Source organism: Sphingomonas suaedae (assembly GCF_007833215.1).
Taxonomy (GTDB): Bacteria; Pseudomonadota; Alphaproteobacteria; order Sphingomonadales; family Sphingomonadaceae; genus Sphingomonas; species Sphingomonas suaedae.
The window spans coordinates 256811-283093 of sequence record NZ_CP042239.1 but is presented as its reverse complement, the minus strand read 5'-3'; the positions used below and the strand labels follow the sequence as shown (position 1 = coordinate 283093).

At 64.3% G+C, this 26283-nt stretch carries 34 protein-coding genes and 1 other RNA gene; 13 read left to right on the top strand and 22 right to left on the bottom strand.

What is annotated here, in order from left to right:
* Positions 1-16: 16 nt before the first annotated feature.
* The 5 genes from FPZ54_RS01415 to FPZ54_RS01395 form a co-directional block, all read right to left on the bottom strand.
* Positions 17-1183 (bottom strand): helix-turn-helix domain-containing protein, encoded by a 1167-nt coding sequence (locus tag FPZ54_RS01415; protein ID WP_145844434.1) that lies wholly within the window; start codon positions 1181-1183, stop codon positions 17-19.
* Positions 1176-1817, bottom strand: coding sequence for a hypothetical protein (locus FPZ54_RS01410; RefSeq protein WP_145844433.1), 642 nt, complete (start codon positions 1815-1817; stop codon positions 1176-1178). Before FPZ54_RS01410 ends, FPZ54_RS01415 begins: the two co-directional genes overlap by 8 nt.
* A 60-nt stretch (positions 1818-1877) precedes the next feature.
* A complete protein-coding gene (locus FPZ54_RS01405) occupies positions 1878-2111 on the bottom strand; it encodes an RNA-binding protein (RefSeq protein ID WP_145844432.1) in 234 nt (77 codons plus the stop codon).
* A complete protein-coding gene (locus FPZ54_RS01400; protein ID WP_186456869.1) occupies positions 2111-2356 on the bottom strand; it encodes a DUF768 domain-containing protein in 246 nt (81 codons plus the stop codon). Before FPZ54_RS01400 ends, FPZ54_RS01405 begins: the two co-directional genes overlap by 1 nt.
* A 64-nt stretch (positions 2357-2420) precedes the next feature.
* Entirely contained in the window at positions 2421-2837 is a 417-nt protein-coding gene (locus FPZ54_RS01395; RefSeq protein ID WP_145844429.1) for a M67 family metallopeptidase, read from the bottom strand.
* 18 nt (positions 2838-2855) lie between these two features.
* Between FPZ54_RS01395 and FPZ54_RS01390 the strand changes: the two genes are divergently transcribed.
* The 3 genes from FPZ54_RS01390 (at position 2856) to mtgA (ending at position 5648) form a co-directional block, all read left to right on the top strand.
* Entirely contained in the window at positions 2856-3803 is a 948-nt protein-coding gene (locus FPZ54_RS01390; protein WP_145844428.1) for an RluA family pseudouridine synthase, read from the top strand.
* 81 nt (positions 3804-3884) lie between these two features.
* Positions 3885-4790: an RNA polymerase sigma factor RpoH gene (rpoH, locus tag FPZ54_RS01385; protein WP_145844427.1), complete on the top strand. Its 906-nt coding sequence runs from the start codon at positions 3885-3887 to the stop codon at positions 4788-4790.
* Between the two features lie 30 nt (positions 4791-4820).
* A complete protein-coding gene (mtgA, locus tag FPZ54_RS01380; protein ID WP_145844425.1) occupies positions 4821-5648 on the top strand; it encodes a monofunctional biosynthetic peptidoglycan transglycosylase in 828 nt (275 codons plus the stop codon).
* Positions 5649-5807: 159 nt separating this feature from the next.
* Here mtgA and FPZ54_RS01375 read toward each other — a convergent pair whose 3' ends face one another.
* The 11 genes from FPZ54_RS01375 to FPZ54_RS01330 form a co-directional block, all read right to left on the bottom strand.
* Positions 5808-6071, bottom strand: a complete 264-nt coding sequence (locus FPZ54_RS01375; RefSeq protein ID WP_145844423.1) for a hypothetical protein — start codon at positions 6069-6071, stop codon at positions 5808-5810.
* Positions 6072-6223: 152 nt separating this feature from the next.
* Positions 6224-6547 (bottom strand): YbaB/EbfC family nucleoid-associated protein, encoded by a 324-nt coding sequence (locus tag FPZ54_RS01370; protein ID WP_145844422.1) that lies wholly within the window; start codon positions 6545-6547, stop codon positions 6224-6226.
* The gene (locus FPZ54_RS01365; RefSeq protein WP_145844420.1) at positions 6544-8166 is read right to left on the bottom strand and encodes a DNA polymerase III subunit gamma/tau; all 1623 of its coding nucleotides are present in this window, start codon (positions 8164-8166) and stop codon (positions 6544-6546) included. The genes FPZ54_RS01370 and FPZ54_RS01365 overlap by 4 nt, the downstream gene beginning before the upstream one ends.
* Positions 8167-8239: 73 nt before the next feature.
* Positions 8240-9364 (bottom strand): hypothetical protein, encoded by a 1125-nt coding sequence (locus FPZ54_RS01360; RefSeq protein ID WP_145844419.1) that lies wholly within the window; start codon positions 9362-9364, stop codon positions 8240-8242.
* Between the two features lie 19 nt (positions 9365-9383).
* Positions 9384-9482: signal recognition particle sRNA small type (gene ffs / locus FPZ54_RS01355), an RNA gene on the bottom strand.
* A gap of 34 nt (positions 9483-9516) precedes the next feature.
* Positions 9517-9795: a type II toxin-antitoxin system RelE/ParE family toxin gene (locus FPZ54_RS20425; RefSeq protein WP_186456868.1), complete on the bottom strand. Its 279-nt coding sequence runs from the start codon at positions 9793-9795 to the stop codon at positions 9517-9519.
* 2 nt (positions 9796-9797) lie between these two features.
* The gene (locus FPZ54_RS19695; RefSeq protein WP_186456867.1) at positions 9798-10067 is read right to left on the bottom strand and encodes a ribbon-helix-helix domain-containing protein; all 270 of its coding nucleotides are present in this window, start codon (positions 10065-10067) and stop codon (positions 9798-9800) included.
* 71 nt (positions 10068-10138) lie between these two features.
* Positions 10139-10996 (bottom strand): class A beta-lactamase, encoded by an 858-nt coding sequence (gene bla / locus FPZ54_RS01345; protein ID WP_186456866.1) that lies wholly within the window; start codon positions 10994-10996, stop codon positions 10139-10141.
* On the bottom strand, positions 10993-11325 hold the full coding sequence (locus FPZ54_RS01340) for a 2Fe-2S iron-sulfur cluster-binding protein (RefSeq protein WP_422396578.1): 333 nt from the start codon (positions 11323-11325) through the stop codon (positions 10993-10995). Before FPZ54_RS01340 ends, bla begins: the two co-directional genes overlap by 4 nt.
* Complete coding sequence (locus FPZ54_RS01335) at positions 11325-12419, bottom strand: cysteine desulfurase family protein (protein WP_145844415.1); 1095 nt, start codon at positions 12417-12419, stop codon at positions 11325-11327. The genes FPZ54_RS01340 and FPZ54_RS01335 overlap by 1 nt, the downstream gene beginning before the upstream one ends.
* Entirely contained in the window at positions 12416-13534 is a 1119-nt protein-coding gene (locus FPZ54_RS01330; protein WP_277872307.1) for a cysteine desulfurase family protein, read from the bottom strand. Before FPZ54_RS01330 ends, FPZ54_RS01335 begins: the two co-directional genes overlap by 4 nt.
* A gap of 65 nt (positions 13535-13599) precedes the next feature.
* Between FPZ54_RS01330 and FPZ54_RS01325 the strand changes: the two genes are divergently transcribed.
* Both FPZ54_RS01325 and FPZ54_RS01320 read left to right on the top strand, forming a co-directional pair.
* Entirely contained in the window at positions 13600-14256 is a 657-nt protein-coding gene (locus tag FPZ54_RS01325; protein WP_145844414.1) for an alpha/beta hydrolase, read from the top strand.
* Between the two features lie 229 nt (positions 14257-14485).
* Complete coding sequence (locus FPZ54_RS01320; RefSeq protein WP_145844413.1) at positions 14486-15055, top strand: lipocalin family protein; 570 nt, start codon at positions 14486-14488, stop codon at positions 15053-15055.
* 24 nt (positions 15056-15079) lie between these two features.
* On the opposite strand, the gene FPZ54_RS01315 is transcribed toward FPZ54_RS01320, so the two are convergent.
* Positions 15080-16465: a serine hydrolase domain-containing protein gene (locus FPZ54_RS01315; RefSeq protein WP_145844411.1), complete on the bottom strand. Its 1386-nt coding sequence runs from the start codon at positions 16463-16465 to the stop codon at positions 15080-15082.
* A 225-nt stretch (positions 16466-16690) separates the two neighbouring features.
* A complete protein-coding gene (locus FPZ54_RS01310; protein ID WP_186456865.1) occupies positions 16691-16882 on the bottom strand; it encodes a hypothetical protein in 192 nt (63 codons plus the stop codon).
* Positions 16883-16990: 108 nt separating this feature from the next.
* On the opposite strand from FPZ54_RS01310, the gene FPZ54_RS01305 reads away from it, so the two are divergent.
* The 3 genes from FPZ54_RS01305 (at position 16991) to FPZ54_RS01295 (ending at position 19582) form a co-directional block, all read left to right on the top strand.
* A complete protein-coding gene (locus FPZ54_RS01305; protein ID WP_145844407.1) occupies positions 16991-17443 on the top strand; it encodes a hypothetical protein in 453 nt (150 codons plus the stop codon).
* Positions 17430-18239 carry a ferredoxin--NADP reductase gene (locus tag FPZ54_RS01300; RefSeq protein ID WP_145844405.1) on the top strand — a complete coding sequence of 270 codons (810 nt, stop codon included), beginning with the start codon at positions 17430-17432 and terminating at the stop codon, positions 18237-18239. The genes FPZ54_RS01305 and FPZ54_RS01300 overlap by 14 nt, the downstream gene beginning before the upstream one ends.
* A gap of 119 nt (positions 18240-18358) precedes the next feature.
* Positions 18359-19582, top strand: coding sequence for a Gfo/Idh/MocA family protein (locus FPZ54_RS01295; RefSeq protein WP_145844404.1), 1224 nt, complete (start codon positions 18359-18361; stop codon positions 19580-19582).
* Positions 19583-19592: 10 nt separating this feature from the next.
* Here the strand turns inward: FPZ54_RS01295 and FPZ54_RS01290 are convergent, their stop codons facing one another.
* The 3 genes from FPZ54_RS01290 to FPZ54_RS01280 are packed head-to-tail and all read right to left on the bottom strand — an operon-like array spanning position 19593 to position 21154.
* Positions 19593-19889 carry a type II toxin-antitoxin system RelE/ParE family toxin gene (locus tag FPZ54_RS01290; protein ID WP_145844402.1) on the bottom strand — a complete coding sequence of 99 codons (297 nt, stop codon included), beginning with the start codon at positions 19887-19889 and terminating at the stop codon, positions 19593-19595.
* A 2-nt stretch (positions 19890-19891) separates the two neighbouring features.
* Positions 19892-20137, bottom strand: coding sequence for a type II toxin-antitoxin system ParD family antitoxin (locus tag FPZ54_RS01285; RefSeq protein ID WP_145844401.1), 246 nt, complete (start codon positions 20135-20137; stop codon positions 19892-19894).
* Positions 20138-20194: 57 nt separating this feature from the next.
* Entirely contained in the window at positions 20195-21154 is a 960-nt protein-coding gene (locus FPZ54_RS01280; protein WP_145844400.1) for a HEPN domain-containing protein, read from the bottom strand.
* Positions 21155-21305: 151 nt separating this feature from the next.
* On the opposite strand from FPZ54_RS01280, the gene FPZ54_RS01275 reads away from it, so the two are divergent.
* Positions 21306-21683, top strand: coding sequence for a hypothetical protein (locus FPZ54_RS01275; RefSeq protein WP_145844398.1), 378 nt, complete (start codon positions 21306-21308; stop codon positions 21681-21683).
* Between the two features lie 282 nt (positions 21684-21965).
* Here the strand turns inward: FPZ54_RS01275 and FPZ54_RS01270 are convergent, their stop codons facing one another.
* Positions 21966-22934, bottom strand: a complete 969-nt coding sequence (locus FPZ54_RS01270; RefSeq protein ID WP_186456864.1) for a threonine ammonia-lyase — start codon at positions 22932-22934, stop codon at positions 21966-21968.
* A 147-nt stretch (positions 22935-23081) separates the two neighbouring features.
* Here FPZ54_RS01270 and FPZ54_RS01265 point away from each other — a divergent pair, with 147 nt between their 5' ends.
* From FPZ54_RS01265 to map, 4 genes are read left to right on the top strand one after another with little or no spacing between them, the layout of a single operon-like run.
* Entirely contained in the window at positions 23082-24296 is a 1215-nt protein-coding gene (locus FPZ54_RS01265; RefSeq protein WP_145844397.1) for a type III PLP-dependent enzyme, read from the top strand.
* A gap of 4 nt (positions 24297-24300) precedes the next feature.
* On the top strand, positions 24301-25185 hold the full coding sequence (locus FPZ54_RS01260; protein ID WP_145844395.1) for a hypothetical protein: 885 nt from the start codon (positions 24301-24303) through the stop codon (positions 25183-25185).
* Between the two features lie 55 nt (positions 25186-25240).
* Positions 25241-25450: a ParD-like family protein gene (locus FPZ54_RS01255; protein ID WP_145844392.1), complete on the top strand. Its 210-nt coding sequence runs from the start codon at positions 25241-25243 to the stop codon at positions 25448-25450.
* The gene (map, locus tag FPZ54_RS01250) at positions 25450-26217 is read left to right on the top strand and encodes a type I methionyl aminopeptidase (protein ID WP_145844391.1); all 768 of its coding nucleotides are present in this window, start codon (positions 25450-25452) and stop codon (positions 26215-26217) included. Before FPZ54_RS01255 ends, map begins: the two co-directional genes overlap by 1 nt.
* Positions 26218-26283 lie beyond the last annotated feature (66 nt).

Here is a 26283-nt window from a genome sequence, read left to right as displayed (position 1 = left end):
AGCGTCAAGCATAATGTCACTTTAGAGTTGGCTGTCTCGGCGGCGGTTCGTCTCGTTTGAAAACGTCCAAAGGCAGGTTGCACATTGCTGCGATGAACGATGGGCTGATCTGCAGCGTCTGCAAAAGAACGTCGATCTTCATGCGGTCGTTCTCGGCAACGAGGCCAAAGGCTTTCGCCAGAAGGCGGGGGCTCTCAACCGGGATGATACGGGGATCATCCAGCGGCTCTTTGGTTCGCCACTTCCGAAACGAAATCTGCTTCCGAAGATTCAGGATTTGGTTCTCATCGAAAATTCCCAAGTCGGAACAGCGATAAACCATCGCCCCGATCGATACTTTCCAGCGGCGCTTCAACTCTACAAACGCATCAAGCCGGGGGCTGAACACTTCATTGGGAAAGGAGTGTTTAGGAAGAAGAAACGCACCCGCAAACCGGTCGGCCTGGCGCTCAATTTCCTTGAGCGTCGCCTTATCGGCAATCTCTGACTGCTCGATGTGCCGATGCATCACTAGGTGCCCCAGCTCGTGGGCCAAATCGAAACGAGAGCGCACGCCAGCATCCTTTTCGGACGCCATGAAAATGAACGGTCGCGTCCCGTTCCAGAAGGAAAAAGCCTCGACGCTCTCGCCCGACATTTCGTACTTGCACGCGATGATTCCATTGGATTCCAAAAGGGCCATCACGTTAGAAATTGGGCCAAGCCCCAACCCCCAATCGGCCCTGACCTTTTCCGCAATTTCGTCGATTCCGTCCTCGCCAAAATCGGCGGGATCATATTCCGGCACATTGACGGCGGGATAATTCACCAGCGCGTCAAAATGGCGGGCAACTTGCGTGAACCACATCGAATAGGTGTCGCAGGCTTCCTGCCTGCGGATCGTTTCAGGGCCGAACTTCCGATAGAAGCGGGTCGAGAAATCGCCAAACGTCGGTGCGTCTTCCGACGTGAAAAAGCCGAGCGGCTGGTCCAACGCCGCTGCCAAAGCCGCGAACGTCGCGGGCTCCGGCGAGCGCGACCCTCTTTCGAATGCAGATATTGCTTGGCGCGTGACGCCCACTTTTTCGCCAAGCTCTTCTTGGGATAGGCGCAATACTTTTCGCGCGTCGCGAAGTCGCGCCGGAATAAGAAGCCGCCCGCCCGCGGTGGAACGAGCGGCTGGAAATTGTACTACGTTATCCAAGGTTGTTATCTCGGCGCCACTTATCGATTTCTTCCTTAAGCTCCATGACTACATCGTAGTCAGTCTGTTCCATCGGAACTTCCTCTTGGGGCGCAAGGTGAGCGATATTCATCAAATTGGTCGAGCGATGCTGAAACCCGAAAATGTTGTTCGCGCTCGGGATGGCCAAATGGGCGAAATTCAAATCCTGATGCCCATGCATCAGAAGTATATGCGGCATTCCCTCGGCGTTGGGTTTCGGCTCCTCAGGAAACAAGGACGGCATCTTGTTGCTGATGCGGAGATTCGCGCGAAAGCCGACGTTGCGCGGTTGCTGCTTCGGATTAGCAACTTGGCTTATGGTCAGTCTTGAATGCGAAAAGTGAATTTCCAGATAGCGGCCTGTCGGCTTGTCAAACGGTCGCCATTCATAGCCATTGGCCCATTGTCCGCTGGACACGAGCTTTTCAAACGCCAGATCGACGGCCCATTGCACAAAGCGCCCGCGCCCGTCTTGCGCCGAGGCCACATTCAAAATGGGCTCAGCCTGGATGACCCGCGCCGCCGCCGAGTAGGCAGTCTTGAGCGTCGTCGGGATGACCGCCCGTTGTGCGAGCGGAATCTGGTCTCTGAGGAAAGCTTCGGCGGGCGTCATTAGCGTTTCTCCGGTTGCACCCTCTCCTGCGCAACGGAATATGAAAAATACGCCGTTTTGTCAACCGGAGGATTTGGACCACCGTTTTGCTGCCGCTGCGCGCGCGATCTCCGCGCGCCGCTCCGGCGTCATGTTCTCCGCACGTTTCTTCCCGCCCGCGCGGCCAAGCTCAGCCGCCGCGCTGGACAGCGTTTCGCGCTCGTCCTCTATCTCCCCGGTCGCGATCTTCCCGATCATCACCGCAAGTCCGATAGCGTCGGCGGGGCGCTTCTCTCCACGGGGGCCTTTAGGCATCAGTCCCGCCCATCCTTGAAACCCAAATCTGGGTCTCGGATTTGCTCGTACTCGTTGATCATGAAGTCATAGGAATCGCCAATGCTCTCGGCCAACTCGTCCGGCATGATTCCCCTCGCTTGCGCAGCATCCTTCAGCTTTTCAGCCAACTCTTCGCAGTGAAGCTGGTAATCATCCAACCCTGGAATGTTATGCACGTTGTCGCTAACCCACGCCCGTACGAACCGATCAGATCGTTCGCTCACATTCGCCTCCATGCTTTCCGCTAAGCATATAGGGATGCGGGCCGGAAAGCGACAACGGCTGGCGTCAAAATTCAAACTGCGACACTACCTCAATTTCCATGACCCGCTCGAACCGTCCGTGCAGACCGGCGGTCCCCGCCCGCCAGACGGTGACCGCGCCGCCCGCCGCGATCAGCCACAGCTTCCCGTCCGGGGCAGCCATCGCCGCGTCGGTCGCCGATGGCATGGCGTCGCCCGAGGGGTGCGAATGCCAATATCCGATCACCCGTTCCCCGCCCTCGCGCTCGGCCCGCAACGCCGCGATCAGCGCGCCCGGATCGATCTCGAACCGACAGGTCGGATCGGCGGCGACATTGGCCGCGACGCTGGCGCGCGCGATTGCCCCATCCCCGAACAACAGCCCGCACGCCTCCAGCGGTGCGGCCTCTGCCGCCGCCTGCTGGATTAGTGCGATAACACAGCTTGAAATCCGCAATCCCATGCCCATTTCCCTAGCGCAATGAACCGGGGGGTAGCCACAGTCGAAGCGCGGATCGCGGATGCAGCGGATGGCTGGCGACTCGACCGGGCTTTGGCGGATGCGCTCCCCACGCTGTCGCGTGAGCGGATCAAGGCGCTGATCTCCACCGGCAACGTCACCGGTCCCGACGGCCTGATCCGCGATCCCAAGAAAAAGGCGCCCGGCGGCGCACTGTTCACGCTCAACGTCCCCGAACCCGAACCCGCGCATAACGAGGCACAGGATATCGCGCTCAACGTGGTGTTCGAGGATGAACATCTGATCGTCATCGACAAACAGGCGGGGCTGGTCGTCCACCCCGCAGCAGGCAATTTCGACGGTACGCTGGTCAACGCGCTGCTCCATCATTGCCAGGGCAGCCTGTCGGGCATCGGCGGTGTCGCGCGCCCGGGTATCGTCCACCGCATCGACAAGGACACGTCGGGGCTGATGGTCGCGGCCAAGACCGATCGCGCGCATGTCGGCCTCGCCCGCCAGTTCAAGGATCATTCGATCGACCGGCGCTATAAGGCGATCGTCTCGGGTCGACCGAAACTGTCAGCCGGAAGCGTCGACGCGCCGCTTGCGCGCTCGCCGCAAAACCGCAAGAAGATCGCCGTCCAGCCGGGTGGGAAACGCGCGGTCACGCACTGGACGCTGGTGAAGCCACTCTACGAGGCCGCGCTGGTGGAATGCCGTCTCGAAACCGGGCGCACGCATCAGGTACGCGTGCACATGGCATCGATCGGCCACCCCTTGCTCGGCGACCCGGTTTACGGTAGAACTAAAAAGGAACATCGGGAGGTTCTGGAAACCATGGGTTTCCGGCGTCAGGCCTTGCACGCGGCCCGACTGGGGTTCATTCATCCGATCAGTAGTAACGCTTTGGCGTTCGATAGCGAAATCCCTGCGGACATGCAGGAACTGATGACTAACCTCATCGTATAGGATCATTGACCCGTCGTGCAGAGGGTCGACCGGCTTCCTCGCCTATAATGGGGGGACGCCATAGAAAGGGAGTAAGTGACCATGGCCCGCGGAAGCAATGTCCCGGCGACGATCCCGGCACTGGGCGGTGAGGCAAGCCTCAACCGCTATCTGGCGGAGATCAAGAAGTTTCCGATCCTCGCGCCCGAGCAGGAATATATGCTCGCGAAGCGCTTTCAGGAGCATGGCGACCCCGAAGCGGCCGCGCAGCTGGTCACCTCGCACCTGCGCCTCGTGGCGAAGATCGCGATGGGCTATCGCGGCTATGGCCTGCCGGTCAGCGAACTGATCAGCGAAGGCAATATCGGCCTGATGCAGGGCGTGAAGAAGTTCGAGCCCGATCGCGGCTTCCGCCTCGCCACCTATGCGATGTGGTGGATCCGCGCCTCGATCCAGGAATTCATCCTGCGCTCGTGGAGCCTCGTGAAGATGGGCACCACCGCCGCGCAGAAGAAGCTGTTCTTCAACCTCCGCCGGATGAAGGCAAAGCTCGACGCGTTCGAGGACGGCGATCTGAAGCCCGAGGATGTCGCCAAGATCGCGACCGATCTCGGCGTGACCGAGGATGAGGTCATCAGCATGAACCGTCGCATGGCGATGGGCGGCGATACCTCGCTCAACGTCCCCGTGCGCGAGGATGGCGAGAGCCAGTGGCAGGATTGGCTGCAGGACGACGGCGCGCTTCAGGACGAAGTCGTGGCCGAGGCGCAGGAAGCGGATGTCCGCCACTCGCTGCTGGTCGAGGCGATGGACGAGCTCAACGATCGCGAGCAGCACATCCTCACCGAACGCCGCCTGACCGATGACCCCAAGACGCTGGAAGAACTCAGCCAGGTCTATGGCGTCAGCCGCGAACGCGTCCGCCAGATCGAGGTGCGCGCCTTCGAAAAGCTGCAAAAGGCGATGATGCGGCTGGCGGGCGACCGCCGCCTGCTCCCCGCGACCTGATCGTCAGGCGCGGGCGCAGCCGGGGGGCTGATGGACGATCGTAACGACCGTGTCGGCGCGCCGGAGCCGGGCGCCGTGCCCCGCCCGACGCCGCTCGGCGCGCGTCCGCTCCCCGATCTCGACCATCTCGACGGAATCGGCATTCAGCCCGTGAAGCCCAAAACGCCCCGCAAGCCGCTCGGTCGCCGTCTCATCGGCTGGCTGTTCAGGGGCGCACTCGCCTTCGTCCTCATCTCGGTGGCGATGGTCACCCTCTACCGCTTCGTGCCGCCGCCGATCACGTTGACGATGCTGGGCGACGTCTTTTCGGGACATGGCGTTACCAAGAAATGGGTGCCGATCGACCGGATCGATGCCGACATGGCCCGCGCCGCCATCGCCGCAGAGGACAGCAGCTTCTGCAGTCATTCGGGCTTCGACTATGATTCGATCGCCGCCGCGATGGTCCGCAATGCGCGGGGCGGAAAGGTACTGCGCGGCGGATCGACGATCAGCCAGCAGGTCGCGAAGAACGTGTTCCTCTGGCAGGGTGGCGGCTATTTCCGCAAGGGGCTGGAGGCGTGGTTCACCGTCCTGATCGAAGCGATCTGGGGCAAGAAGCGGATCATGGAAGTCTATCTGAACGTCGCGGAAACCGGCATCGGCACCTATGGCGTCGAAGCGGGTGCGCGGCGCTATTTCAAGAAGGGCGCGGGAAACCTCACCCGCAGCGAAGCGGCACGGATCGCCGCCGTCCTGCCCCTGCCCAAGAAACGGGCGGGAATTGCGCCGACGGGCTTCACCCGCCGCTACGGCAATTCGATCGCCGCGCGGATCGGCGTCGTCCAGCGTGACGGCCTCGATGCGTGCGTGCGCTGAATCAATTTGCGGGACGTTTTGACCAACGCCCGTTCGCCCTGAGCTTGTCGAAGGGTCGAAGCCCCACAGTTGTTGGAAAACGCGCTTCGACAACCTCAGGGCAAATGGGGGCATGAACCCCTTCCCTGTCCCCCCCGCAAGCGGGAGGGGAACTGAGCCTCACTCCTTGTCCGCCGGGACCGCCTTGTCGATCGCGTCACCCGCCTTTTCCGCCGTGTCACCGACGGCTTCGGCAGCCTCGGTAATCGCCGCGTCCTTGCGCGTCTCCGAATTGTTGCTGAGGAAGTAAAAGGCGCCGACCACGACGATCACCAGCGCGATGATTCCCAGGATCAGCCCGCCCCCGCCGCTGCGGCGCTCGACCACCGTGGTCGTGTGGGTCGGCGTATCGACGCGGGTCGTCTCGCTCCGGTCGTCGGTCATATCGCATCTCCGTTTCGAATATCGATGCGCGACAGAACGGCGACGGGGCGATGATTGTTCCCGTTGTGAAATGTTCAGATGCGTCTGATAAGCGTACAGCACCGGCCCGCTCCCCCACCGGCGAGCGGGCCGGTGCCGCCACAAATCGATTCTCAGAACGGCAGCTTGAAGCCCGGCGGAAGCGGGATACCACTGGAAAGTTTCGACATCTCACTCTGTGCCGCGGCATCCGCCTTGGCCCGCGCATCGTTGAGCGCAGCGGCGACCAGATCCTCCAGCATCTGCTTTTCCGACGGCGCCAGCAGCGACTCGTCGATATCGACGCCGATGATCCGGCCCTTGGCGCTCGCCTTGACCTTGACCAGCCCGCCGCCCGCCGCGCCCTCGACCTCGATCGTGTCGAGATTGGCCTGCGCCTTGGTCAGCTCGTTCTGGACGTTCTGCGCCATCGCCATGATGTCTTCGATACTTTTCACCCAAACCTCCTGTTGTCGCGAGTCCAGCCGATCAGCTCGGCGTCGGGAAAGGCTTCGAGCGCGGCGGCAACCACCGGCGACTTGAGCACCGCATCGCGCTCCGCCGCCTCCTGTGCCGCCCGCTCCTCGTTCAGCGTCGGCTGGCCGGGCGCATCGGTGACGCGCAGCGACCAGCGTTTGCCCAGCACGCGCCGCAGCGCGCTTTCGAAGTCATGGACCAGGTCAGCGGGAATGCCCTGACTGCTGACCTCGACCACCGGCTCCTCCAACCGGATCGGGCGGACAAGGTTCCGAACCCGCGCCGCGAGATGCTCCTCATGCGCCGCCACCAGCCGCTCGACCACTTCGGCCATGTTGCGCGGCGCGGGCGGTTCGGCGGGCGCCGCCGGGGTCGCGGCCGGTGCGGGGCCACCCATCGGCGCCCCCTCGGCGATCTTGCGCGCCAGCTCGCCCGGGTCGGGCAGGCTCGACGCATGGATGACGCGCAGCAACGCCATCTCGCACGCCTCGATCGGCAGCGCCGCGCGGATCACCTCGTCATGTCCCTTGAGCAGCAACTGCCACAGCCGGTGCAGCGCCGGAAAGCCCAGCTTCGCGGCCCATTCGACCAGCGCCGCACGCTCCTCCTCGGCCTGCCCTGGGATCACCTCATTGCCCAGCTTGGCCAGCGTCACGCGGTGGACCGTCTCCAGCAGCGATTTCAGCACCGCCTGCGGATCGACGCCCAGATCATATTGCCCGCGCAGCCCCGCCAGCGCGCCCGGCGCATCGGCGGCGATGATCCGGTCGAACAGATCGCGGATCGCATTGCGGTCCGACAGGCCGAGCATGTCGCGCACCGCGTCCGCAGTGACTGCCCCGCCTTCCATCCCGGCATGGGCGATCGCCTGATCCAGGATCGACAGCCCATCGCGCGCCGATCCCTCGGCCGCCCGCGCGATCATCGCCAGCGCCTCGGGCTCCGCCTCCGCGCCTTCCTTCTCGACCACCTCGCCGAAATGCGCGGCGAGCTTTTCCGCCGGAATCCGCCGAAGATCGAACCGCTGACAGCGCGACAGCACCGTCACCGGCACCTTCTGCACCTCGGTCGTCGCGAACAGGAATTTCACATGCCCCGGCGGCTCTTCCAGCGTCTTCAGAAGCGCGTTGAACGCGTTCTTCGACAGCATATGGACTTCGTCGATGATGTAGATCTTGTACCGCGCGCTCACCGCCGAATAGCGCGATGCATCGATGATCTCGCGCACATCGTCCACGCCGGTATGGCTGGCGGCGTCCATCTCGATCACGTCGATGTGCCGCCCCTCGGCGATCGCGCGGCACGGCTCGCACACCCCGCACGGGTCGATCGTCGGCCCGCCCTGCCCGTCCGGGCCGATGCAGTTCAATGCCTTGGCGATCAGCCGCGCGGTCGACGTCTTGCCGACCCCGCGCACGCCGGTCAGCAGAAACGCATGCGCCAGTCGGTCGCGCCGGATCGCATTGCCCAGCGTCTGCACCATCGCATCCTGGCCGATCAGCTCGGCAAAGGTCTGCGGCCGATATTTGCGCGCCAGCACGCGATACACGCTGTCGCGCGGCTGCGGGGGTTCGTCGAGGCCAAGGAGTGAATCGGACATTGCGGAAGACCCTAGCGGCTCCGGCCGGTCACGTCATCGGGAGAAGCTGCGCATCGGAACGGCGTCGCACCCGTCAGGACCCGACTGGCTCGAGAACGCACGGTCCTGGCTGGCGTCGACAGCGCTGTTCGGGAACCACGGCATCGAGGCGTTTCATCGCCTCGCTCGCGATAGCTGCACTCTCAGCAAACATGGACCACCAAGGGTCCATGCCCGGTTCAGAATAGTTCTCAACCCTGTCCGTCCACCACCGCGGACTGAATGTGCCTCCGGTGCCAGCATTTCCGCCATAGGGGAAAATTAGTGCAGGTGCGGCGTATCGGTAGCCGACCCTGAATGTTCGTTCAGTTCTCAAACCGTCAGGCTGAAAAATCTGCTGCCGGGCGTACTCCGGCTGCCAGCCAACCTTGCCTGTGTTTTCGGATGCAGGCTGTTCCGAGCGCCAGTAGGTAAGCGTCGGAAGCGCTCCCACGTGAAATCGCACCCGCCGCCGCTCCAGACAGCGCGGCAATTCGGCCGCGAACGAAACATCCAAGCCAAATTCTAGAAAGTTGCTTAGGCGATCAGCGGGGAAGCTCCTGACTATCCCCGCATAATCCGGCAAGCGGGCCAAGCAGAGCTGCCAATCACCGGCTAGACGAAACGCGATACCGGTCGCCGTCTCCCCCCGCTCGACCTGCCTTAGCGATCTCGCGATGACCACTTCCGGCGCCCGCCCGGTCACCAGCAGCGACAGGCAGGCGGCGTCGCATTTTGGCTCAAAGAAACCCGTACCAACTTCGACCAAGGCAATAGGTCGAGGCGATCCGAAAGACATCGCACGCCAATATCTCTGCGTCGCTTCGGTGCGTGATCCGATACCCGCACGTTGATTTAGATGGTCCGGAACCGCCCAGCCCGTGAGCAACGCGAGAAAAACCGAAGCGGCAAATGCCCCGCGCCTGACCCAAACACCGTCAAATCCGATCCACGCAAGCGGAAGCGCGATGACAAGATACAGGCAGGTAATCGCAACCAGATAAATGGTCACTGTCGGGAACGGAAATAGCGGGATTGAGAGCAGCTCGATCAACGGAATCATCGCGATGCTTGCGCCGATCGTTGCCGTTGCAGCGCTACCAATCAGCGCAATGACATTCGCTTTGAACAACCAAGTGGCGATTCGGTCGTTGACCGGCGAATAGCGCGAATCAGTCATGTCCGCACCGATAGCACCGGAAGGTGGGAGCCGGGACGACCCGACACGAAAATCGTTACGGCTGCTTCCTTCCGGACCTGACCGGGTTGGCGACGGCATCGTCCGCCCGACTCCCGCAGCGCATATGGGGGAAGTGGTCGCCGGACGCAAGGTCAGCCGAGGTGACGGCGTTCGTCCATTGCGGAATGGAGGATGCGGACCATATGGAGACTGCGAACGCTCGTCCGAAACAGGATCGCGTGACGACCTCCTACCCAACGTCGATATTCGACGCCACCTTGGACTCGCACAGAGCCGATGTTGGGTCGTTCCCTCAGCAGATCGAACGCCCGGTTGATCTGATCCGCATAGGCAAATGCCTGCTCGAGGCCCCATTCCCGCGCGCCATACCGCCATATGCCCGCAAGATCGCGATGAGCGCGGCGTGACACGATCAGTCTGAGCGAAATTGCGACCTCGTCTCGTTCAGATGCGTCTCGCGCATTTCCTTCTTGAACGCTTCGTAATCGAACGCGACATAGCCGCTGGCCTCGCCTACTTCGATCGCCGCGACAACCTCGGGCGTCAGCCAATCGTCGCCGGTCAAATCCGCGCGGATCAGACCACGCACATAACTATCGACATCCTTGTAGATACCCGCCTTGACCCGCGCCTCGATCACCTCGCGCAGATCGTCGGGGAGGGAGACTGTCAGCGTCGTCATGACCGAAATGTCAGTTCTGCCGATCTGCTTGTCGACCAGATGGGCCCTATCCTCACCCGAATCGGGTCAATTCACCCGAACAACGCCCCCACCAGTTCTCCTACCCTCGCATGCGCCGCATTCGCCTTCGCCGCGTCCAGCCCCGGCGCGTCGAGATAACAGGTGATCAGGACCGGCTTGCGGCCCGGCGGCGTCGCGATGGCGATGTCGTTGAAATAGCCCTCGCCGCTCGTCCCGGTCTTGTCGCCCACCCGCCAGCTCCTGGGCAGCCCCGCACGCAGCCGGTCCTTGCCCGTCGGCGATGCCTCCATCCAGCCGATCAGCTTCGCGCGCGACGCCGCCGACAATATATCGCCCAGCAGCAACCGGTTCATCAGCCACAGCATCGCCTCGGGTGTCGTGGTGTCGCGCACCTCGCCGTCGCGCACATTGTTGAGTTCGGGCTCGTCGCGATCGGACCGGGTGATCGTGTCGCCCGCCTCGCGGATGAATTTGGTCAGCCCGCGCGGCCCGGCGATCTGGCCGAACAACAGGTTCGCGGCGCTGTTGTCGCTCATCACCACGGCGGCTTCGCACAGCGCCTCGATCGACAGCGCCCCCTTGGCAAGGTTCTCCTTCACCACCGGCGCGTAGCTCAACAGGTCCGCCGCACTGAACCGGATCTCGCGCGCAAGATCGAGTTCGCCCCGGTCCACCCGCGCCAGTACCGCCGCAACCAGCGGCACTTTGAAGGTCGAGCACATCGCAAAACGCGCCTCCGCCCCGTCGAAATAGCGCCGCCCGGTGCCAGTGTCATACACCGCCACCCCCAGCCGCCCACCGGTCTCGGCGCGGATGCGGTCGAACGGTCCCTTGCCCTGCGCAAAGGCGGGCGTGGCGGCGAGCGCAGCGGCGCCCGCGATCAAGGTGCGGCGAGTCGTCATGTTCATCGTCCCTGCATGTTGCGATGTTCGGGGGGCAGGCTGACGGTCAGCCCGTCCAGCTCGGGGGTCAGCACGATCTGGCATGACAGCCGGCTGGTGCGCGTCGCGCCGATGGCGAGGTCGAGCATATCCTCTTCCTCCTCGCTCGGGCGCGGCAACCGGTCGAAATCCTCGGGCGCAACAATGACGTGACAGGTGGAACAGGCCATCTGCCCCTCGCACGTCCCCTCCAGCGGCATCCCCTTCGCCTGCCCCAGTTCCAGCAGCCGGTCGCCCTCCGTCGCCTCGGTCTCCACTGCGACATCCCCCTCGGGCGTCAGGAAGCGCACCCGGATCACGCGATCACCGCCTGGGCGCGCGCCGCTTCGTCGATCCGTTCGATTGCCGCCAACAATTCCTCCTCGGTGGTATAACGCCCGAATCCCAGCCGGATGCTCGACCGCGCCTCCGCATCGCTCAGCCCCAGCGCCTTGAGCACATGGCTCGGCCGCCCCGACCCGCTCGCACAGGCCGAACCGGCCGAAAAAGCGATATCGCGAAGATCCGACATCAGCCGTGCGACGTCCAGCCCATCGCGCCGCATGTTGAGATTGCCGTGATAACGCTCGTCCAGCGACCCGTTGAGCTGCCACCCCGCGCTGCCCAGCGCGCGATGCGCCGCGCGAAACAGCTGAGCGGCATGGGCGCGATCCGCCCCGAACCGCTGCTTGGCGAGCGCCGCCGCCGCGCCGAATCCGGCGCACAGCGCCGGCGCCATCGTCCCCGATCGCCCGCCCGGCTCCTGCCCGCCGCCGTGCAGCAACGGCTCCAGTTCCACCCCATCGCGCACCCACAGCGCGCCGATCCCCTTGGGTCCATGGATCTTGTGCGCCGACACCGCGACCAGATCGCACGCGTCGGGCACGATCTCGCGCCCGAACCCCTGCACCGCATCGCACAGCATCAGCGCGCCTGCCGCCTTCGCCAGCTCGGCAATCGCTTCGACCGGCTGGATCACCCCGATCTCGTTATTGACCAGCATCGCCGCGACCAGCCCGGTGCCCGGCCGGATCGCCGCGCGCGCGGCATTGAGGTCGATCAGCCCCTCCGGCCCGACCGGCAGCACCGTCACGTCGCGCCCCCGCCGCGCCTCCGCCGCCACCGTATCCAGCACCGCGGCATGTTCGGTCGCGATCGTCACGATCGGCCCGGTCGTTCCCTTGATCGCCCAGTTCAGCGCCTCGGTCGCCCCGCTGGTAAAGCTCACCATCCCCCCGCGCGGCATCAGCCCCGCCACCGCCTCACGCGCCACCTCGACGGCCGCCTTCGCCTTGCGCCCCGCCGCGTGCGCCGAGTGCGGATTGGCGAAATTCTCGGTCATCCACGGCGCCATCGCGGCCAGCGCCTCGGGCGCCAGCGGGGTCGTCGCCTGATAGTCGAGATAGGTCATGCCGCCCGCGCTCCGGCATCTGCGGCGATATCGATCCACATATCGGTAAAGGCGCGGATTTCCTCGGCGGTGGTGCTCCACCCCATGCTCACCCGGATCGTTCGGCGCGCCACATCCGGATCGACCCCGAACGCCTGCAACACCCGGCTCGGCTTCAGCGTCCCCGATGCGCAGGCGCTCCCCGCCGAGACCGCAAACCCCTTGAGGTCGAATCGCACCAGTTGCGCCGCGGCGCTCAGCCCCGGCATCGCCAGCGCGCGAATATTGCCGACATACTCGCCATATCCCATCAACTGATGCGCCCCATAGGATTTGAGCGTGCGATGCAAATCCATCATCTCGTGATGCCGTTCCGCATCGGGCATCGCGGTTCGCCGCGCGCCCCATGCCTCCACCGCCGCGGCAAAGCCCAGCACGGCCGGCAAATTCTCGGTCCCGCCGCGATAGCCGAACTCCTGCCCGCCCGAAGCCTCCAGCAGCGCGAGATCGCCGACCAGCAGCGCGCCCACCCCGATCGGCCCGCCCAATTTATGCGCCGACAGCACGATCAGGTCGCCCTCGCGCGGAAAGCGATTGAGGCCCCAGAGCTGCGACGCATCGGTCACCATCACCCCGCCGCCCTCGGCGATCATGGGGGCGTAGCGCTCGATCGGCTGGACCTTGCCCGTCTCGGGATTGACCCACTGGATCGCGATCACCGGCCGGTCGCCAACCGCCAGCGCATCGCGCACCGCGTCGAAATCGACGTCCCACTCACCATTCACCGGGAGCACGCCCGCGTCCGGCGCCGCACGCAGCACCGCGTCATGCTCGACGCTCGACCGCCAGCGCCGCCCGCCTTTGGCCAGCCGCATCGCGATGCCCAGCGCCTCGCTCGCCCCACCGGTGAAGATGACATGCCCCTGCCACCCCAGGGTCGCCTTGATCCGCGTCCGCGCATCCTCCAGCGCCGCGCGCGCCGCGCGTCCCTCGGCATGGGGCGAGGACGGGTTGGCCCAGCGCAGCATCCCCTCGATCATCGCCTCGCGCGCCTGGGGCAGCATCGGCGAAGTTGCGGCGTGGTCGAGATAGATGCGCTGGGTCAGGAGATTCGTTCCAATTGCTTGTGCGGACACGGCGACTATATAGCCTGCACCCGTTTCCGCGCTACCGCGCCCACAACCAAAGAGCAGGTCCAGCTTTGCCCGAAGTCATCATCCCCGGTCCCGAAGGCCGTCTCGAAGGGCGTTTCGCCCCCGCCCCCCGTCCCCGCGCACCGGTGGCGATGATCCTGCACCCGCATCCCAATGCCGGCGGCACGATGAACAACCGCATCGTGCAGGAGCTGTACAAGACCTTCCAGCGGCGCGGTTTCGCAACGTTGCGCTTCAATTTCCGCGGCGTCGGCAAGAGCCAGGGCACGTTCGACAACGGCATCGGCGAGCTGAGCGACGCCGCGTCGGCACTCGATTGGGTGCAGAGCTTCCACCCCGAAGCCTCCACCACCTGGGTCGCCGGCTTCGGCTTTGGCGCGTGGATCGGGATGCAGCTGCTGATGCGCCGCCCGGAAATCCGCGGCTTCATCTCGATCGCGCCGCCCGCGAACATGTTCGATTTCACTTTTCTCGCCCCCTGCCCGTCCAGCGGCATCATCATCCAGGGCGAAAATGACGAGGTGGTCACGCCGGGCGCGGTGCAGAAGCTGGTCGACAAGCTGCGCACGCAAAAGCACATCACCATCCACCACGACACGATTCCCCAGGCGAACCATTTCTTCGAGCATGAAATGGATCAGCTGATGGGCAGTGTGGACAAATATCTCGACATGCGCCTCGACCCCAATTCGCCGATCCGGTGACGCTGAAAAATCCTCCCCGGCACGGGGAGGTGGCAGCGCCCTTCGACGCCGCCTGCGGCGACGCTCAGGATAAACTGCTCCAAAGGAGCAGCGCTGACGGGGGGGGCCTGCGGCAAGCGATTCCGGCGCCTCAAGCCCCCTCCCCCACGCCCTTCGGGCGCGGTCCCCCTCCCCGTTCCGGGGAGGATTTGTTCTATGCTTTCCGCCCGCCGCGCAGCATAATCGCCCCATGAAGCAATCCACCGCGATCAAGATCGCCACCGGAGTCGCCGCCGCCGCAATCGGCGGCCTGTTCCTCTATTCGCGCGCCACCCGCCCACCGGTCATCAACCCAAAGGTGCCGCAGCCCGCCAGGCCCGTCGATCTCGCCCGCTATACCGGCCTCTGGTACGAGCTGGCCCGGCACGAAAACCGCTTCCAGAAGAATATGGACGCGGTGACCGCCGAATACACGCTGGACCCAGGGGGCAAGGTCAGCATCGTCAACAGCGGCCTGTGCGCGGGCGAGACCGAGCGCGACGTCGCCGAAGGTCATGCCATCGTCGCTGACACGCAAACCGGCGCCAAGCTCAAAGTCTCCTTTTTCGGCCCGCTCTATACCGGCGACTATTGGGTCCTCGACCATGGCGAGAACTATGACTGGTCGATCGTCGGCGAACCGAGCGGTCGCTATCTCTGGCTGCTGAGCCGCGACCCGCACCCCGCGGCCGACCATCTCCAGATGCTGTTCCAGCGCATCGAGTCACTGGGCTACGACCGCTGGGCACTGCGTATCACCCAGCAGTCGCCGATTGAATAACCGCATCACGGTCCGCACAGCGGCTCACCGCTCGCTCACCGGGTACAATCCTGCAATCTCGCCCGCGGGGTTGATGCTCATCTCCAAAAAGCCCTCCCGTTCGGAAAAGCGGACAGCGTAGGTACGGATCAGCATCACGCCCCGTTTCTCCTCCCGCACCAGCCGCGCATCGTGCGCCATGCCCATTGCTGCCAGATATCCCTGGCCAAATCCGTCCCAATAGCTTGCCGCCTGGCCGCGCGCCTTTTCGGCGAAGCTGGCCGTATCCAGCTTTCCCTTCTCGGCCGACGACAGCGCCGCCATCAACTTCGCGGTGAGGTCGGGCGCCGGATCGGCCAGCGTCACGCGCGGTGGCCGGGCAGGCAGATAGGTGTCGAGAATCGCTTCGGCGAGCAGCGGATAGAAATAATGCGTGTTGGTCAGGACAATGACGGTCAGCTTCCGGTCCGGAAGGCGCACCACGTCCGACAGGGCGGGGCCGCCGCTGTGACCGACCAGCGTGTTTCCCCGATAGCTGCGCACCGTCCACCCCACGGCCCAGCCGCCGGGCCTTCCGCTGCTCAGCACCGCTGGCGTGATGAGTGCGGCGACGCTTTCCTTCGACAGAAAGGTGCCGCTGTCGATTGCGACGAACAGCCGTGCCAGATCGGCAACGGAGCTGAAAAGACCGCCCGCGGCATAGCTCGCCGGATTATACGCCGCTTCGCGCACGATCAGCCTCTGCCCGTCCCGGCTATAGACCACCGCCCGGCCCGGTACCGGTTCGGACACGCGCATATTACCAGGCTGATCCACCATCTGATTGTAACGGGTGGATTTCAATCCAAGCGGCTTCACGATCTCGCGATCCAGAAGCGCTTCATAGGAGGTGCCCGTCGCTTTTTCGAGGATCGCCTTCAACACGATCATGTTGGTCAGAATATATTGCGAGTCCGACCCGGTCGGATAGGCGAGCGGGGCCTTCATCGCTTCGGCGATCACCTCTGCGCCGGTCTTTCCTCCGGCTGCGCCGGGAATGAACGGAAGTCCGGAGGTGTAGTGAATCAGATGCCGCACCGTGATCGACTGCCATGTCGGCGGCGCCCCATCGAAGAATCGGCTGATGCTGTCGTCGAGGCGAACCTCACCGCGCTCGACCAGCCGCATCAGCAGGACGCCCGTGAATATCTTGGTTCCCGACGCCAGTTGGAAGGGCGTTTCGGGCGTCACGCGCGCGTTCCACTCGACCGCTGCGGTGCCATAGCCGCGCAGCTTCACCACTTTTCCGTCCTCGACCACCGCGACAGCACTTCCCGGAATGCTGCTCTGCCGCATCTGGCGCTCGACGATTCGGTCGATCGGATCGGCTTTGGCGACCTGCAGCGGCAACAACAGCATCCCGATGGCGGGAAGCAGCAATCGAAATTTCATGGACGGCCTTTCCCTGAGGATTCGGGCCTGGTCGATTCAGCAGCCGCTGCTGGACCGGACCGTGGCGGTCCACAGCATATCCGCCGTCACCCTGAACGCCGGATTAGCAACCGGCATCCGGCAATTGAGGGGGCGATAACGCGACGCCCCTGCCCAGGCAGAGGCAACCCAGTCCACCTCATGCGGCCGGGTCACGGCGAGGGGCTCAGGCGAGAGCCAGCCCACTCAGACCGTCCAGATCAGCACATTCCCCACCAGCACGATCGCGCAGACGATCATCAGCACACCCTTGGTCCGGTCGCCGCCCTTGTGATCATCCCGGCGGATCATCGTCACCCCGCCCCAGGCCAATCCCCCGGCCGCAAGCATAAGCAACGAAAGGACGGTCGAGGCACCGGTCGAAAGTTCGGGTCGCATGGTCCCTTCCATGCACGCCCCCGTCCGCGCCGTCGAGCCTGCACAGCTTTATTGCGATTGACTCGCAATATCTCACCTGCCATCAGGCGCGGCGAAGGGAGCTGCCATTTGTACGCCTATCTCGACCGCAACCTCACCGCCCTTGGCCCCGGCGCGCGCTTTGCCGTCTGGGCGATCCGCAGCTGGGTCGCGGCGATTCAGCGGCGGCAATGCCCGTGTCGCGCGCTCGCCCCCGGCTTCGCCCGCCACGGCGTCGAATCGGCGCTTCCGCACCTCTCGATGGCGATGGCCGTGCTCAATTGCGAGGCACAGGAAAGCCTCGTCTTCCGCCCCGCCTGCCACCCCCAGGTTGGCGAGCATGAGGCGTTGTTGCTCGACCTGCTCGCCACCAGCGGCATCCGTCCCGATCCCCAGATCCGCGCCACCCTTGCGCTGCTCGTCACGCAGGGCGGCGTAGCTCCGCTCGCCATCGCGATAGATAAAGCTGCCACCGCCTTGGCGCTCGGGGGGTTACGCCCGATCGCCCCCGCCTGTACCGGAGTCCGCCATGAGCGACCGTAACGCAATCCCACTCGCCCCGTCCGCCGCGCTGACCGTCGAAACCGTCACCAGCGTGCGCCACTGGAACGAACATCTGTTCAGCTTCACCATCACCCGCCCGCAGAGCTTCCGCTTCCGCTCGGGCGAATTCGTGATGCTCGGCCTTCCCGGGGAAGGGCGTCCGCTGCTCCGCGCCTATTCGATCGCCAGTCCCGCCTGGGCGGAGGAGCTCGAATTCCTCTCGATCAAGGTGCCCGACGGCCCGCTGACGTCGAAGCTCCAGTCGATCCAGCCCGGCGACCAGCTGTTCCTCGGCCGCAAGCCGACCGGCACGCTCGTCACCGACGCGCTGCTGCCAGGCAAGCGCCTGTTCTTCCTCTCCACTGGCACCGGGCTCGCGCCCTTCCTCAGCCTGGCGCGCGATCCCGATGTCTATGAGCTGTTCAACCAGATCCTGCTCGTCCACTCGGTCCGCCGCGTCAGCGACCTCGCCTTTCGCGACGAGCTGGAGGCGCAGCTGGCGGGCGACCCGCTGGTCCAGGATCAGGCGCTGCTCCAGTTCAGCTATCTCCCCACCGTCACCCGCGAGCCGTTTCCGACCAACCAGCGCATCGGCACGCTGATCGAAAACGGCGCGCTGTTCGGCCCCCAGATGCTCGGGCCAAAGCATCTCGACCCCGAAACCGACCGGATCATGCTGTGCGGCAGCATGGAGATGATAAAGGACCTCTCCGCGATGCTCGACGGCCTGGGCTTCGCGGAAGGGTCGAACAGCAAGCCCGGCCACTATGTCATCGAGCGCGCCTTCGTCGGCTGAAATCTCCCCTCCCTGAAAGGGGAGGGAATTGAGTGGGGCCAAAAGCCCATTTCCCCGATTGCCGACCCGGCAATGGTAACGCTATCATTCCTTCCGACGAACCATCGGAGAGGACGGCGATGCCCCACACACCCATCTCACGACGCGGCTTCATCGAAGCAGGCGGCGCCCTCGCCGCCACGCTGACCGCCACCGCCAGCACCGCATCGCCCTTCGCTCAATCCCGCACCGGGCCGCAGCTCAAGGGCCTTCCCCTCCCCCCGGGCGTGCGCCTTCCCACCACTCCGCCGCGTCGCAAGCGCGACGACAGCGTCGGCTTCGCAATCATCGGTCTGGGCGGCTATGCGCTCAACCAGATGATGCCGCGCTTCGACCAGGCCGATCGCGCCCATATCAGCGCGCTGGTATCGGGCAACCCCGACAAGTTGAGTCAGGTCGGCGAAGCCTATGGCGTCCCCGAAGACGCGCGCTACGCCTATGAAGACTTCGCCAAGATCGCCGCCGACGACCGCATCCAGGCGGTGTACATCGTCCTCCCCACCGCCTTCCACGCCGATTTCGCGATCCGCGCCTTTGCCGCGGGCAAGCATGTCCTGTGCGAAAAGCCGATGGCGCTCTCCAGCGCCGAATGCGAAGCGATGATCGCCGCCGCCCGCCGTGCCGGCCGCAAGCTGATGATCGCCTATCGCAGTCATTTCGAGCCGTACAATGTCGAAGCGATGCGCCTGATGCGCGAGAAAGCGGTCGGCGACATCCGCCTCATCCGGTCCGAGCAATCCTATCGCGCAGGACCCACCACCCCGGCGCAGAACTGGCGCATGAACCGCGCGCTGGCTGGCGGCGGCCCGCTGGAGGACTTCGGCATCTACGGCCTGCAATCCGCCCTCTACCTGACCGACGAGATGCCCGAGAGCATCAGCGCCACGACCTTCCAGCCCAGGGACGACCCGCGCTTCACCGAAATCTTCGCCCATGTCGCCTCGCAATGGCGCTTCCCCTCGGGCGCAGTCGCGCATCTCGCGACCTCCTATGATTCCGTCAACGCCAATTTCGCCCATGTGCGCGGTACGCAAGGCGCCCTCATCATGGACCCCGCCACCAGCTATGCCGGGCAGAAAATGCGGATCGAAGGCCAGAACGCCCGCGACGTCACCCCCGGCGACCCGACCGTCCAGTTCGCCCGCCAGCTCAACCACTTCACCAACGCCATCCGCGACGGCACGCCGATCCTCACCGGCGGCGAGATGGGCCTGCGCGACACGCGACTGATCGAGGCGATCTACGCCGCAGCGCGCGATGGGCGGACGGTGAAGCTGATGCCGGATGGGCGGATGCGGGGGTGAGGGATGCGCTTCACCCCTCCGGCGATGAAATCCAGTCTTCGCGCCCGTGCCGGACCCGCAGGATCAGCACCCCGTCATCGACTTCCTCATAAACGATCATATGCGCCTTGAACGGATGCGCGCGCACGGGCGGGTCGATCTCCTCGCGCAACCGGGCGGCGCGCGGCGTTTCGGCAAGGAACGCAAAGGTCCGCTTCAACCCATCGTTATACCGGTCGGCCTGCGCCAGCCCGAACCGCTCCAGCCCTTCAAGATAGATCGCGAGAAGATCGTCGGTTGCCGCCCGCGTGAAGCGAAAGCCCGGCACGTTCAGCCGTTCAGCCCGGCCTGCTTCAACGCCATCGCGCGAATGTCGTCCATCGACAGGTCGCTCACCCCGCTGGCACGCGCTTCATCGACAAGCCGCTGCATCTGCGCGATCTTGTCGCTCCGCTCCTGATCGCGCCGGATAAGGTCGCGCACATAGTCGCTGGCGTTGCTGTACCGCCCGTCATGCGTGCGGCTCTCGACCCATTGTTTCATGGGGTCGGGGAGCGAGATATTCATGGTTGCCATTGCCTGTCTCCGGGTGAGAGTTTGGCACAAATTGGGAAGGATTGTCAATTTGTGCCATTATGCAGATACCGAAGTGAGAGCGCGTCGCACATCGGCAACGAAGGCGTCATAGAACCGGGAGAGCTTAACACTGCTCGCATTCGCATCGGTCAGGCCTCGGTCGCCAAGAAGGGTAAGAGCCCCAACAATCCCATACTGGCTCACTCGCGCAACCGTACCAAGTTCATCTGTGATCCGTTTAGAGGTAGGCGAAAGCGAGCCATGCACTAGCTTGGAACGGAGCGCATAGGCCGCTTGAGCGTCAGCACGCCATTGAGTGTGACTGGCGATCGACCCTCGCTCGCAGCAGAGCGCCGCCACGCGTTCAGATATAGTTGGCGCGATCTCCTCATTGCGCCCTTCGGTCATCAACATACGTTCGAGCGCCGTGATATACTTCACCACTCGGGCTGCCGGGTTAGGGTCACGCACGGCCTCACCGTACCAGTGGATCGCCTCAAGAAATCGGTGACTAAGGGGCCGCGTAAGCCCAGGGTCAGTCGCCGCCTCAAGGGCCAAAGCGCATAGCGTGAGCACACGGCCCCAGTCCGGATGGGCTTCGAGGTCAACAAACCAACCTTCCTCGAATCCGAAATGCCCAGCGCTTGGATAGCTGACTTTGTATCTGAGGTTGGCGTCACAGACCGAGAAGTTACCACGCAAATCACGTTTTAGGTTAGGGCCACCGATCCGCATTTTGCGACTGTGTCCGGGGCCAATGAGGAGATGGAGACAATCGATCGCGCGCGTGACCACCTCCATCGCGCGCGATTCGGAGGTGAACTCGTCGCAATCACTGATATGGATCTCGGCCACCCAGCCGAAGCTTCCGTAATAATGCACCAGCTGCTTGAAGAACTGATAGTCTCGTCGGATATAATGTCGAGAGGTCCATAAATAATCTGCGAGACGAGAACGGAAACGAGCCATTGTCAGGAACCGGACGGAACCGATAAAAAATTCGGGTGGATTTTCCACAGAGACGAGGTGACAGGGCACGAAATAGATATGGGAATTGCGCGGGGGGGGGGGCGGCTCGCTTCCCCACTTCCGCGAGCGCGCGGTCAACTTCGCGAATTGTGACCTCGCGCTGTTCACCTAGGAAACGCTGCGAGAGCACCGCCCGGACATGCCTATCAAGCGCCTTCAACTCAACTTGATCCATGACGCCTGCGGCACGCCTAGCATGTATAGCGAGAAGAGCGATCCGCTTCGCAGCTGCCAGACCGCACAGAATGTGGAAGCCGCTCTCGCCAGGGTCCGGCAGCCATTGAAGCGCGTCGGCTCGCGGGACCGCACTCAATCCTTGCTCACGAACAAGTTTGTGCATCCGTTCTACTTCGGCAAGAATGAAAGCCACGTCGGCAACGAGTTCTTCCTTGCTGGTTTTTTTCATGCGCGCACCTCGCGAATAAAATCCATTCTTAGCCGCGTCAGCATTCAAGTTATTACGAGTTCAATTGGGGGAGCCCCCTTCCAATGTTGGATTCCACATGATCTAAACTGATCGGTGAACCCCAACCCGCCTCATTCCCCTCCAAAAGCCCCCTCGCCTGACACTAGTCGCGCAGGTGTCGCGCCGCAGTCGCCCGCCGGTTGCCTCACAGGCGCCCACCTGTTGCGTCCCCGTCGCGCAAGTGTCGCGCCACTGTGGCGCACCCGACGCCCCACCGTCGTCCACCCGTCGCGTCACGGTCGCGTCGCAGGTGTCAGCCCGTCGCAAACCCGTAGCCTCAACCCCAAAACCCCCATTTTTCGTCCGCTTCGTCCGGACACCCCAGCCCCGCCCTCAATCCACCCCGCTCAGCACCGCCGAATAGGCCGCCGGATCGGCATTCCCTCCGCTCAGCACCACCAGCATATCGGACCGCGGATCGACCTTCCCCGCCAGCAGTGCGGCGAGCGCCACCGATCCGCCCGGCTCGACCACGATCCGCAACCGCCGCGCCGCCCAGCGCTGCGCCGCGCGAACCTCGGCCTCGCTCACCCGCACCCCCGTCGCCCCGCGCCGCGACAGCACGTCGAAGGTCAGCGGCGAGACGCGCAGCGTCTGGAGCGAATCGCATGCCGTCGGCGGCGGATTGTCGCCCACCGGCTCGATCCACCCCGCCTCCAGGCTGCGGCACATATCGTCCCAGCCCTCGGGCTCCACGACCACGACCTGTGCATCGGGCAGCGCCAGCGCGACCCCGGCGGCCAGGCCCCCGCCGCCACAGGGCACCACGACATGCGCCGGATCGGGCAGCTTCATCTCCGCCGCTTGCGTCAGCACCTCGATCCCCAGGCTCCCCTGCCCCTCGATGATCCACGGATCGTCGAACGGCGGGACGAGCGTGGCGCCACGGGCATGGGCGAGGTGCGCGGCAATCTTGTCGCGATTCTCGGTCATCCGGTCATAGCTGACCACCTCCGCCCCCATCGCCAGCGTCGCCTCGCGCTTCAGTGCCGGGGCGTCGCTCGGCATCACGATCACCGCCGGAATGCCGAGTCGCTTTGCCGCCCATGCGACGCCCTGCGCATGGTTTCCGGAAGAGAATCCGACCACCCCCTTCGCCCGCTGCTCGGCATCGAGCGCGGTCAGCCGGTGCCAGGCGCCCCGGATCTTGAACGCGCCGATCGGCTGGAGCGCCTCCGCCTTGAACATCACCGGCACGCCGCGAATCTCGGCCACGAACAAGGGTGTAGGCGGCAGGATCGCCGCCACCTTCGCCGCCGCATCCCGCACCCCGGCCCGTGTGGGCTGTCTCACGATAGTCACATCTCACCCCGCATCGCTGGTTTCCGCCGCTTCGCGCTTTACAAGGGGGCATCTCGACCCTATGTGAGCCGTCCGCTGCCCCATGGGACTTCCACCGCAAGGCAGTGTTTTCACCGTACGGCGCAAGCCAATTGGAGGTCCCTTGAGTTGCACAAGCATCATAGCGCGCTGGGGCTAGCGAAAGCCCTTCGTCCCGTCGAGCCGGTAACGCTCGTTCGTCCGCACGCTGCAAAGCGCGCCGCCCGCTTCTTTGTCGAGAAGTTTCCGGGAACGGTGCTCTATGCCGTCAAGGCGAATCCCTCTCCCGAATTGCTGCAGATCCTGTGGGACAGCGGCGTGACGCATTATGACGTCGCGTCGATCGGCGAAGTGCGCATGGCGCGCCGCGCCCTGCCCAAGGCGACCCTGTGCTTCATGCACCCGGTCAAGGCCGAGGAAGCGATCGAGGAAGCCTATTTCGTCCATGGCGTCCGCACCTTCAGCCTCGACACGATGGACGAGCTGGAGAAGATCGTGCGCGCGACTCGTGGCGCGACCGACCTGAACCTGTGCGTCCGAATCCGCGTATCGTCGGATCATTCGAAGCTGAGCCTCGCCGCCAAATTCGGCGCGGAGCCCGAGGATGTGGCCGAATTGCTGGTTGCGACCCGTCAGGCGGCCGATGCGCTGGGCATCTGCTTCCATGTCGGTAGCCAGGCGATGACCCCGGCCGCCTATGCGGAGGCGATGGAGCGCGTGCGGGCGGCGATCGTCGCCTCGTCGGTCACCGTCGACATCGTCGATGTCGGTGGCGGCTTCCCGTCGACCTATCCGGGGATGGAGCCCCCGCCGCTCGACGCCTATTTCGGCGTCATCCACAATGCGTTCGAGAATCTGCCGATCTCGTACAGCGCCGAATTGTGGTGCGAGCCGGGCCGCGCGCTGTGCGCCGAGTACAGCTCGCTGATCGTCCGCGTCGAAAAGCGCCGCGGCGACGAGCTGTATATCAACGACGGTGCTTATGGCGCGCTGTTCGATGCCGCGCATGTCGGCTGGCGCTTCCCGGTCCGCGTCCTGCGCGACGATGCCGATGAAGCGATGGAGATGACCGAATACAGCTTCTACGGCCCGACCTGTGACGATCTCGATCATATGGCCGGCCCGTTCGAACTGCCTTCGGACATTCAGGCCGGCGATTATATCGAGGTCGGGATGCTCGGCGCCTATGGCTGTGCCATGCGCACCGCGTTCAACGGCTTCGGGGCGGACACGGTGCACAGCGTCAGCGACGAACCGATGGCGACGCTCTATTCGGGCATTGCGATCGAACGCCCGAGCAACGTCGTCAGCCTCGACCAGTTCAAGCGCCGCGCGCGCCGCTGATCGCATGGCGAACCGGGACGGCCTGATCGTCCGCACCAGTGATACCGGCGAAGGAGCGGTGTTCGACCGCTTCTTCGCCGGATATGACAAGGCATTCGTACTTCCGGACGAGAAGGAGGACCGCGACGGCTTCGCCGCCTGTCTCGCCCTCAACCATGGCTCCGAAAAGGCCCGTCTGACCGCGCTCTACGGCGAATTCACCGAACTGGTGCTGACCGTAGAGGAAGCCGACGGCCCCCTCATCGGCGGCGCCAACTTCATCGCCGCCCCGCTGCCCGAGGCGCAGGGCCGCAGCATCGCCACGGCCAACCTCAACTATCTCTATGTCGACCCCGCCCAGCGTGGCCGGGGCAGACTCAAACAGATGATGGCGATCGTCGTCGACACGATCCGCGATGCGTTCGGGGTGGAGGAGGTGCTGATCTTCCTTGAACAGAACGACCCATTCGCCATGGACGAAGCGGCCTATCGCCTCGACTCGCAAGTTGCCGGAGTCGATCAGCTCGATCGTCTCCGTATCTGGGCCAGGCGCGGCGCCCGCATCCTCGACTGGCGCTACATCCAGCCGGCCCTGACTCCGGACCAGCAGCCCGATGACAGCCTGCTCTACGCCCTCATCGGCCTCGACGCTCCCCTCCCCGCCTGCTGGCTCGCCGCGCATCTCCGCCGCTTCTACGGCATCTCGGTCCGCAAGGGCGCCCCGCTGGACGAAGATCCGGTCGCTTCGGACCAGCTCGCCGCGCTGGACGCCCGCTGCGCCGACGGAGACACGATCCCCCTGCTCGACCCGGCGCCGTTGCTGGCTCGCCTCCCCTCACGCGAAGCCGCAACCGCGCTGTTCGACCGCTTCCCCGAAACCATGCTCGACGCGATCCGCACCGCGGATTGACGCCGCGATATACGAACCATATATGGTTCGTATATTCACTCATCCGAGGTCAGCCATGGGTATCGTCAAGATCGACGAGGATCTGCACGAACAAATCCGCCGCGCCAGCACGGTGATGTGCCGGTCGATCAACGCCCAGGCCGAATTCTGGATGAAGATCGGAATGCTCGCCGAAGCCAATCCGACCCTGTCGTTCAGCGACATCGTCAAGATGCAGCTCGCCGCCGTCACCGAAGCGCCACCGCCGGCACGAGCTGCAGCCTGATGGTCAAGACTGCAGACGAACTGGCGCTGATGCGTATTTCCGGCAGGCTGCTGGCATCGGTGTTCGAAATGCTCGACGGTCTCACGCTCGACGGCATGTCGACGATGCAGGTCAACGATCTGGTCGAACGCTTCATCACCGATGGTCTCGCCGCCCGCCCGGCGAGCAAGGGGCAATATGGCTTCAAATATGTCCTGAACTGCTCGATCAACCACGTTGTCTGCCACGGCGTACCCGATGATGCGGAGGTCATCCGCGACGGCGACATCATCAATCTCGACATCACGCTGGAAAAGAACGGCTTCATCGCCGATTCCAGCAAGACCTATCTGGTCGGCACCGTCTCGCCCTCCGCGCGACGGCTGGTCCGCGTGACGCAGGAGGCAATGTGGAAGGGCATCAGGCAGGTCCGCCCTGGCGCCCATCTCGGCGATATCGGCGCGGCGATCGAGCGTCATGCCAAGCAGCACGGCTATTCGGTCGTCCGCGACTTTTGCGGCCACGGCATCGGCCGCGAAATGCATGAGGAACCCTCGGTCCTCAATTTCGGCCGTCCCGGCACCGGCATGAAACTGCGCGAAGGCATGGTGTTCACCGTCGAGCCGATGCTCAACCAGGGCAGCCGCCGGATCGAGACGCTGGACGATGGCTGGACCGTGGTGACCCGCGACGGCAAGCTCTCCGCCCAGTTCGAACATACCGTCGCGGTTACCGCGACCGGCGTGGAAGTCCTGACCCTGCGCAGTGACGAGAAACTAGCTGCCTGAGATCGGGGCTGGCCCCTGCCGCTTTCACCGGTTGGACGTATCCATTGCCAATAAACTGGCCTTAAA

Bases quoted from the DNA above. Each gene is read 5' to 3' on its own strand.
- FPZ54_RS01255 (WP_145844392.1), top strand. From the start codon at position 25,241: ATGGGTATCGTCAAGATCGACGAGGATCTGCACGAACAAATCCGCCGC.
- FPZ54_RS01365 (WP_145844420.1), bottom strand. From the start codon at position 8,166: ATGTCCGATTCACTCCTTGGCCTCGACGAACCCCCGCAGCCGCGCGAC.
- FPZ54_RS01410 (WP_145844433.1), bottom strand. From the start codon at position 1,817: ATGACGCCCGCCGAAGCTTTCCTCAGAGACCAGATTCCGCTCGCACAA.
- map (WP_145844391.1), top strand. From the start codon at position 25,450: ATGGTCAAGACTGCAGACGAACTGGCGCTGATGCGTATTTCCGGCAGG.
- FPZ54_RS19695 (WP_186456867.1), bottom strand. From the start codon at position 10,067: ATGACGACGCTGACAGTCTCCCTCCCCGACGATCTGCGCGAGGTGATC.
- FPZ54_RS01285 (WP_145844401.1), bottom strand. From the start codon at position 20,137: ATGGCAACCATGAATATCTCGCTCCCCGACCCCATGAAACAATGGGTC.
- FPZ54_RS01335 (WP_145844415.1), bottom strand. From the start codon at position 12,419: ATGACCTATCTCGACTATCAGGCGACGACCCCGCTGGCGCCCGAGGCG.
- bla (WP_186456866.1), bottom strand. From the start codon at position 10,996: ATGAACATGACGACTCGCCGCACCTTGATCGCGGGCGCCGCTGCGCTC.
- mtgA (WP_145844425.1), top strand. From the start codon at position 4,821: ATGGACGATCGTAACGACCGTGTCGGCGCGCCGGAGCCGGGCGCCGTG.
- FPZ54_RS01310 (WP_186456865.1), bottom strand. From the start codon at position 16,882: ATGCGACCCGAACTTTCGACCGGTGCCTCGACCGTCCTTTCGTTGCTT.
- FPZ54_RS01395 (WP_145844429.1), bottom strand. From the start codon at position 2,837: ATGGGATTGCGGATTTCAAGCTGTGTTATCGCACTAATCCAGCAGGCG.
- FPZ54_RS01260 (WP_145844395.1), top strand. From the start codon at position 24,301: ATGGCGAACCGGGACGGCCTGATCGTCCGCACCAGTGATACCGGCGAA.
- FPZ54_RS01375 (WP_145844423.1), bottom strand. From the start codon at position 6,071: ATGACCGACGACCGGAGCGAGACGACCCGCGTCGATACGCCGACCCAC.
- FPZ54_RS01315 (WP_145844411.1), bottom strand. From the start codon at position 16,465: ATGAAATTTCGATTGCTGCTTCCCGCCATCGGGATGCTGTTGTTGCCG.
- FPZ54_RS01320 (WP_145844413.1), top strand. From the start codon at position 14,486: ATGAAGCAATCCACCGCGATCAAGATCGCCACCGGAGTCGCCGCCGCC.
- FPZ54_RS01295 (WP_145844404.1), top strand. From the start codon at position 18,359: ATGCCCCACACACCCATCTCACGACGCGGCTTCATCGAAGCAGGCGGC.
- rpoH (WP_145844427.1), top strand. From the start codon at position 3,885: ATGGCCCGCGGAAGCAATGTCCCGGCGACGATCCCGGCACTGGGCGGT.
- FPZ54_RS01300 (WP_145844405.1), top strand. From the start codon at position 17,430: ATGAGCGACCGTAACGCAATCCCACTCGCCCCGTCCGCCGCGCTGACC.
- FPZ54_RS01360 (WP_145844419.1), bottom strand. From the start codon at position 9,364: ATGACTGATTCGCGCTATTCGCCGGTCAACGACCGAATCGCCACTTGG.
- FPZ54_RS01275 (WP_145844398.1), top strand. From the start codon at position 21,306: ATGCCTATCAAGCGCCTTCAACTCAACTTGATCCATGACGCCTGCGGC.
- FPZ54_RS01390 (WP_145844428.1), top strand. From the start codon at position 2,856: ATGAACCGGGGGGTAGCCACAGTCGAAGCGCGGATCGCGGATGCAGCG.
- FPZ54_RS01405 (WP_145844432.1), bottom strand. From the start codon at position 2,111: ATGCCTAAAGGCCCCCGTGGAGAGAAGCGCCCCGCCGACGCTATCGGA.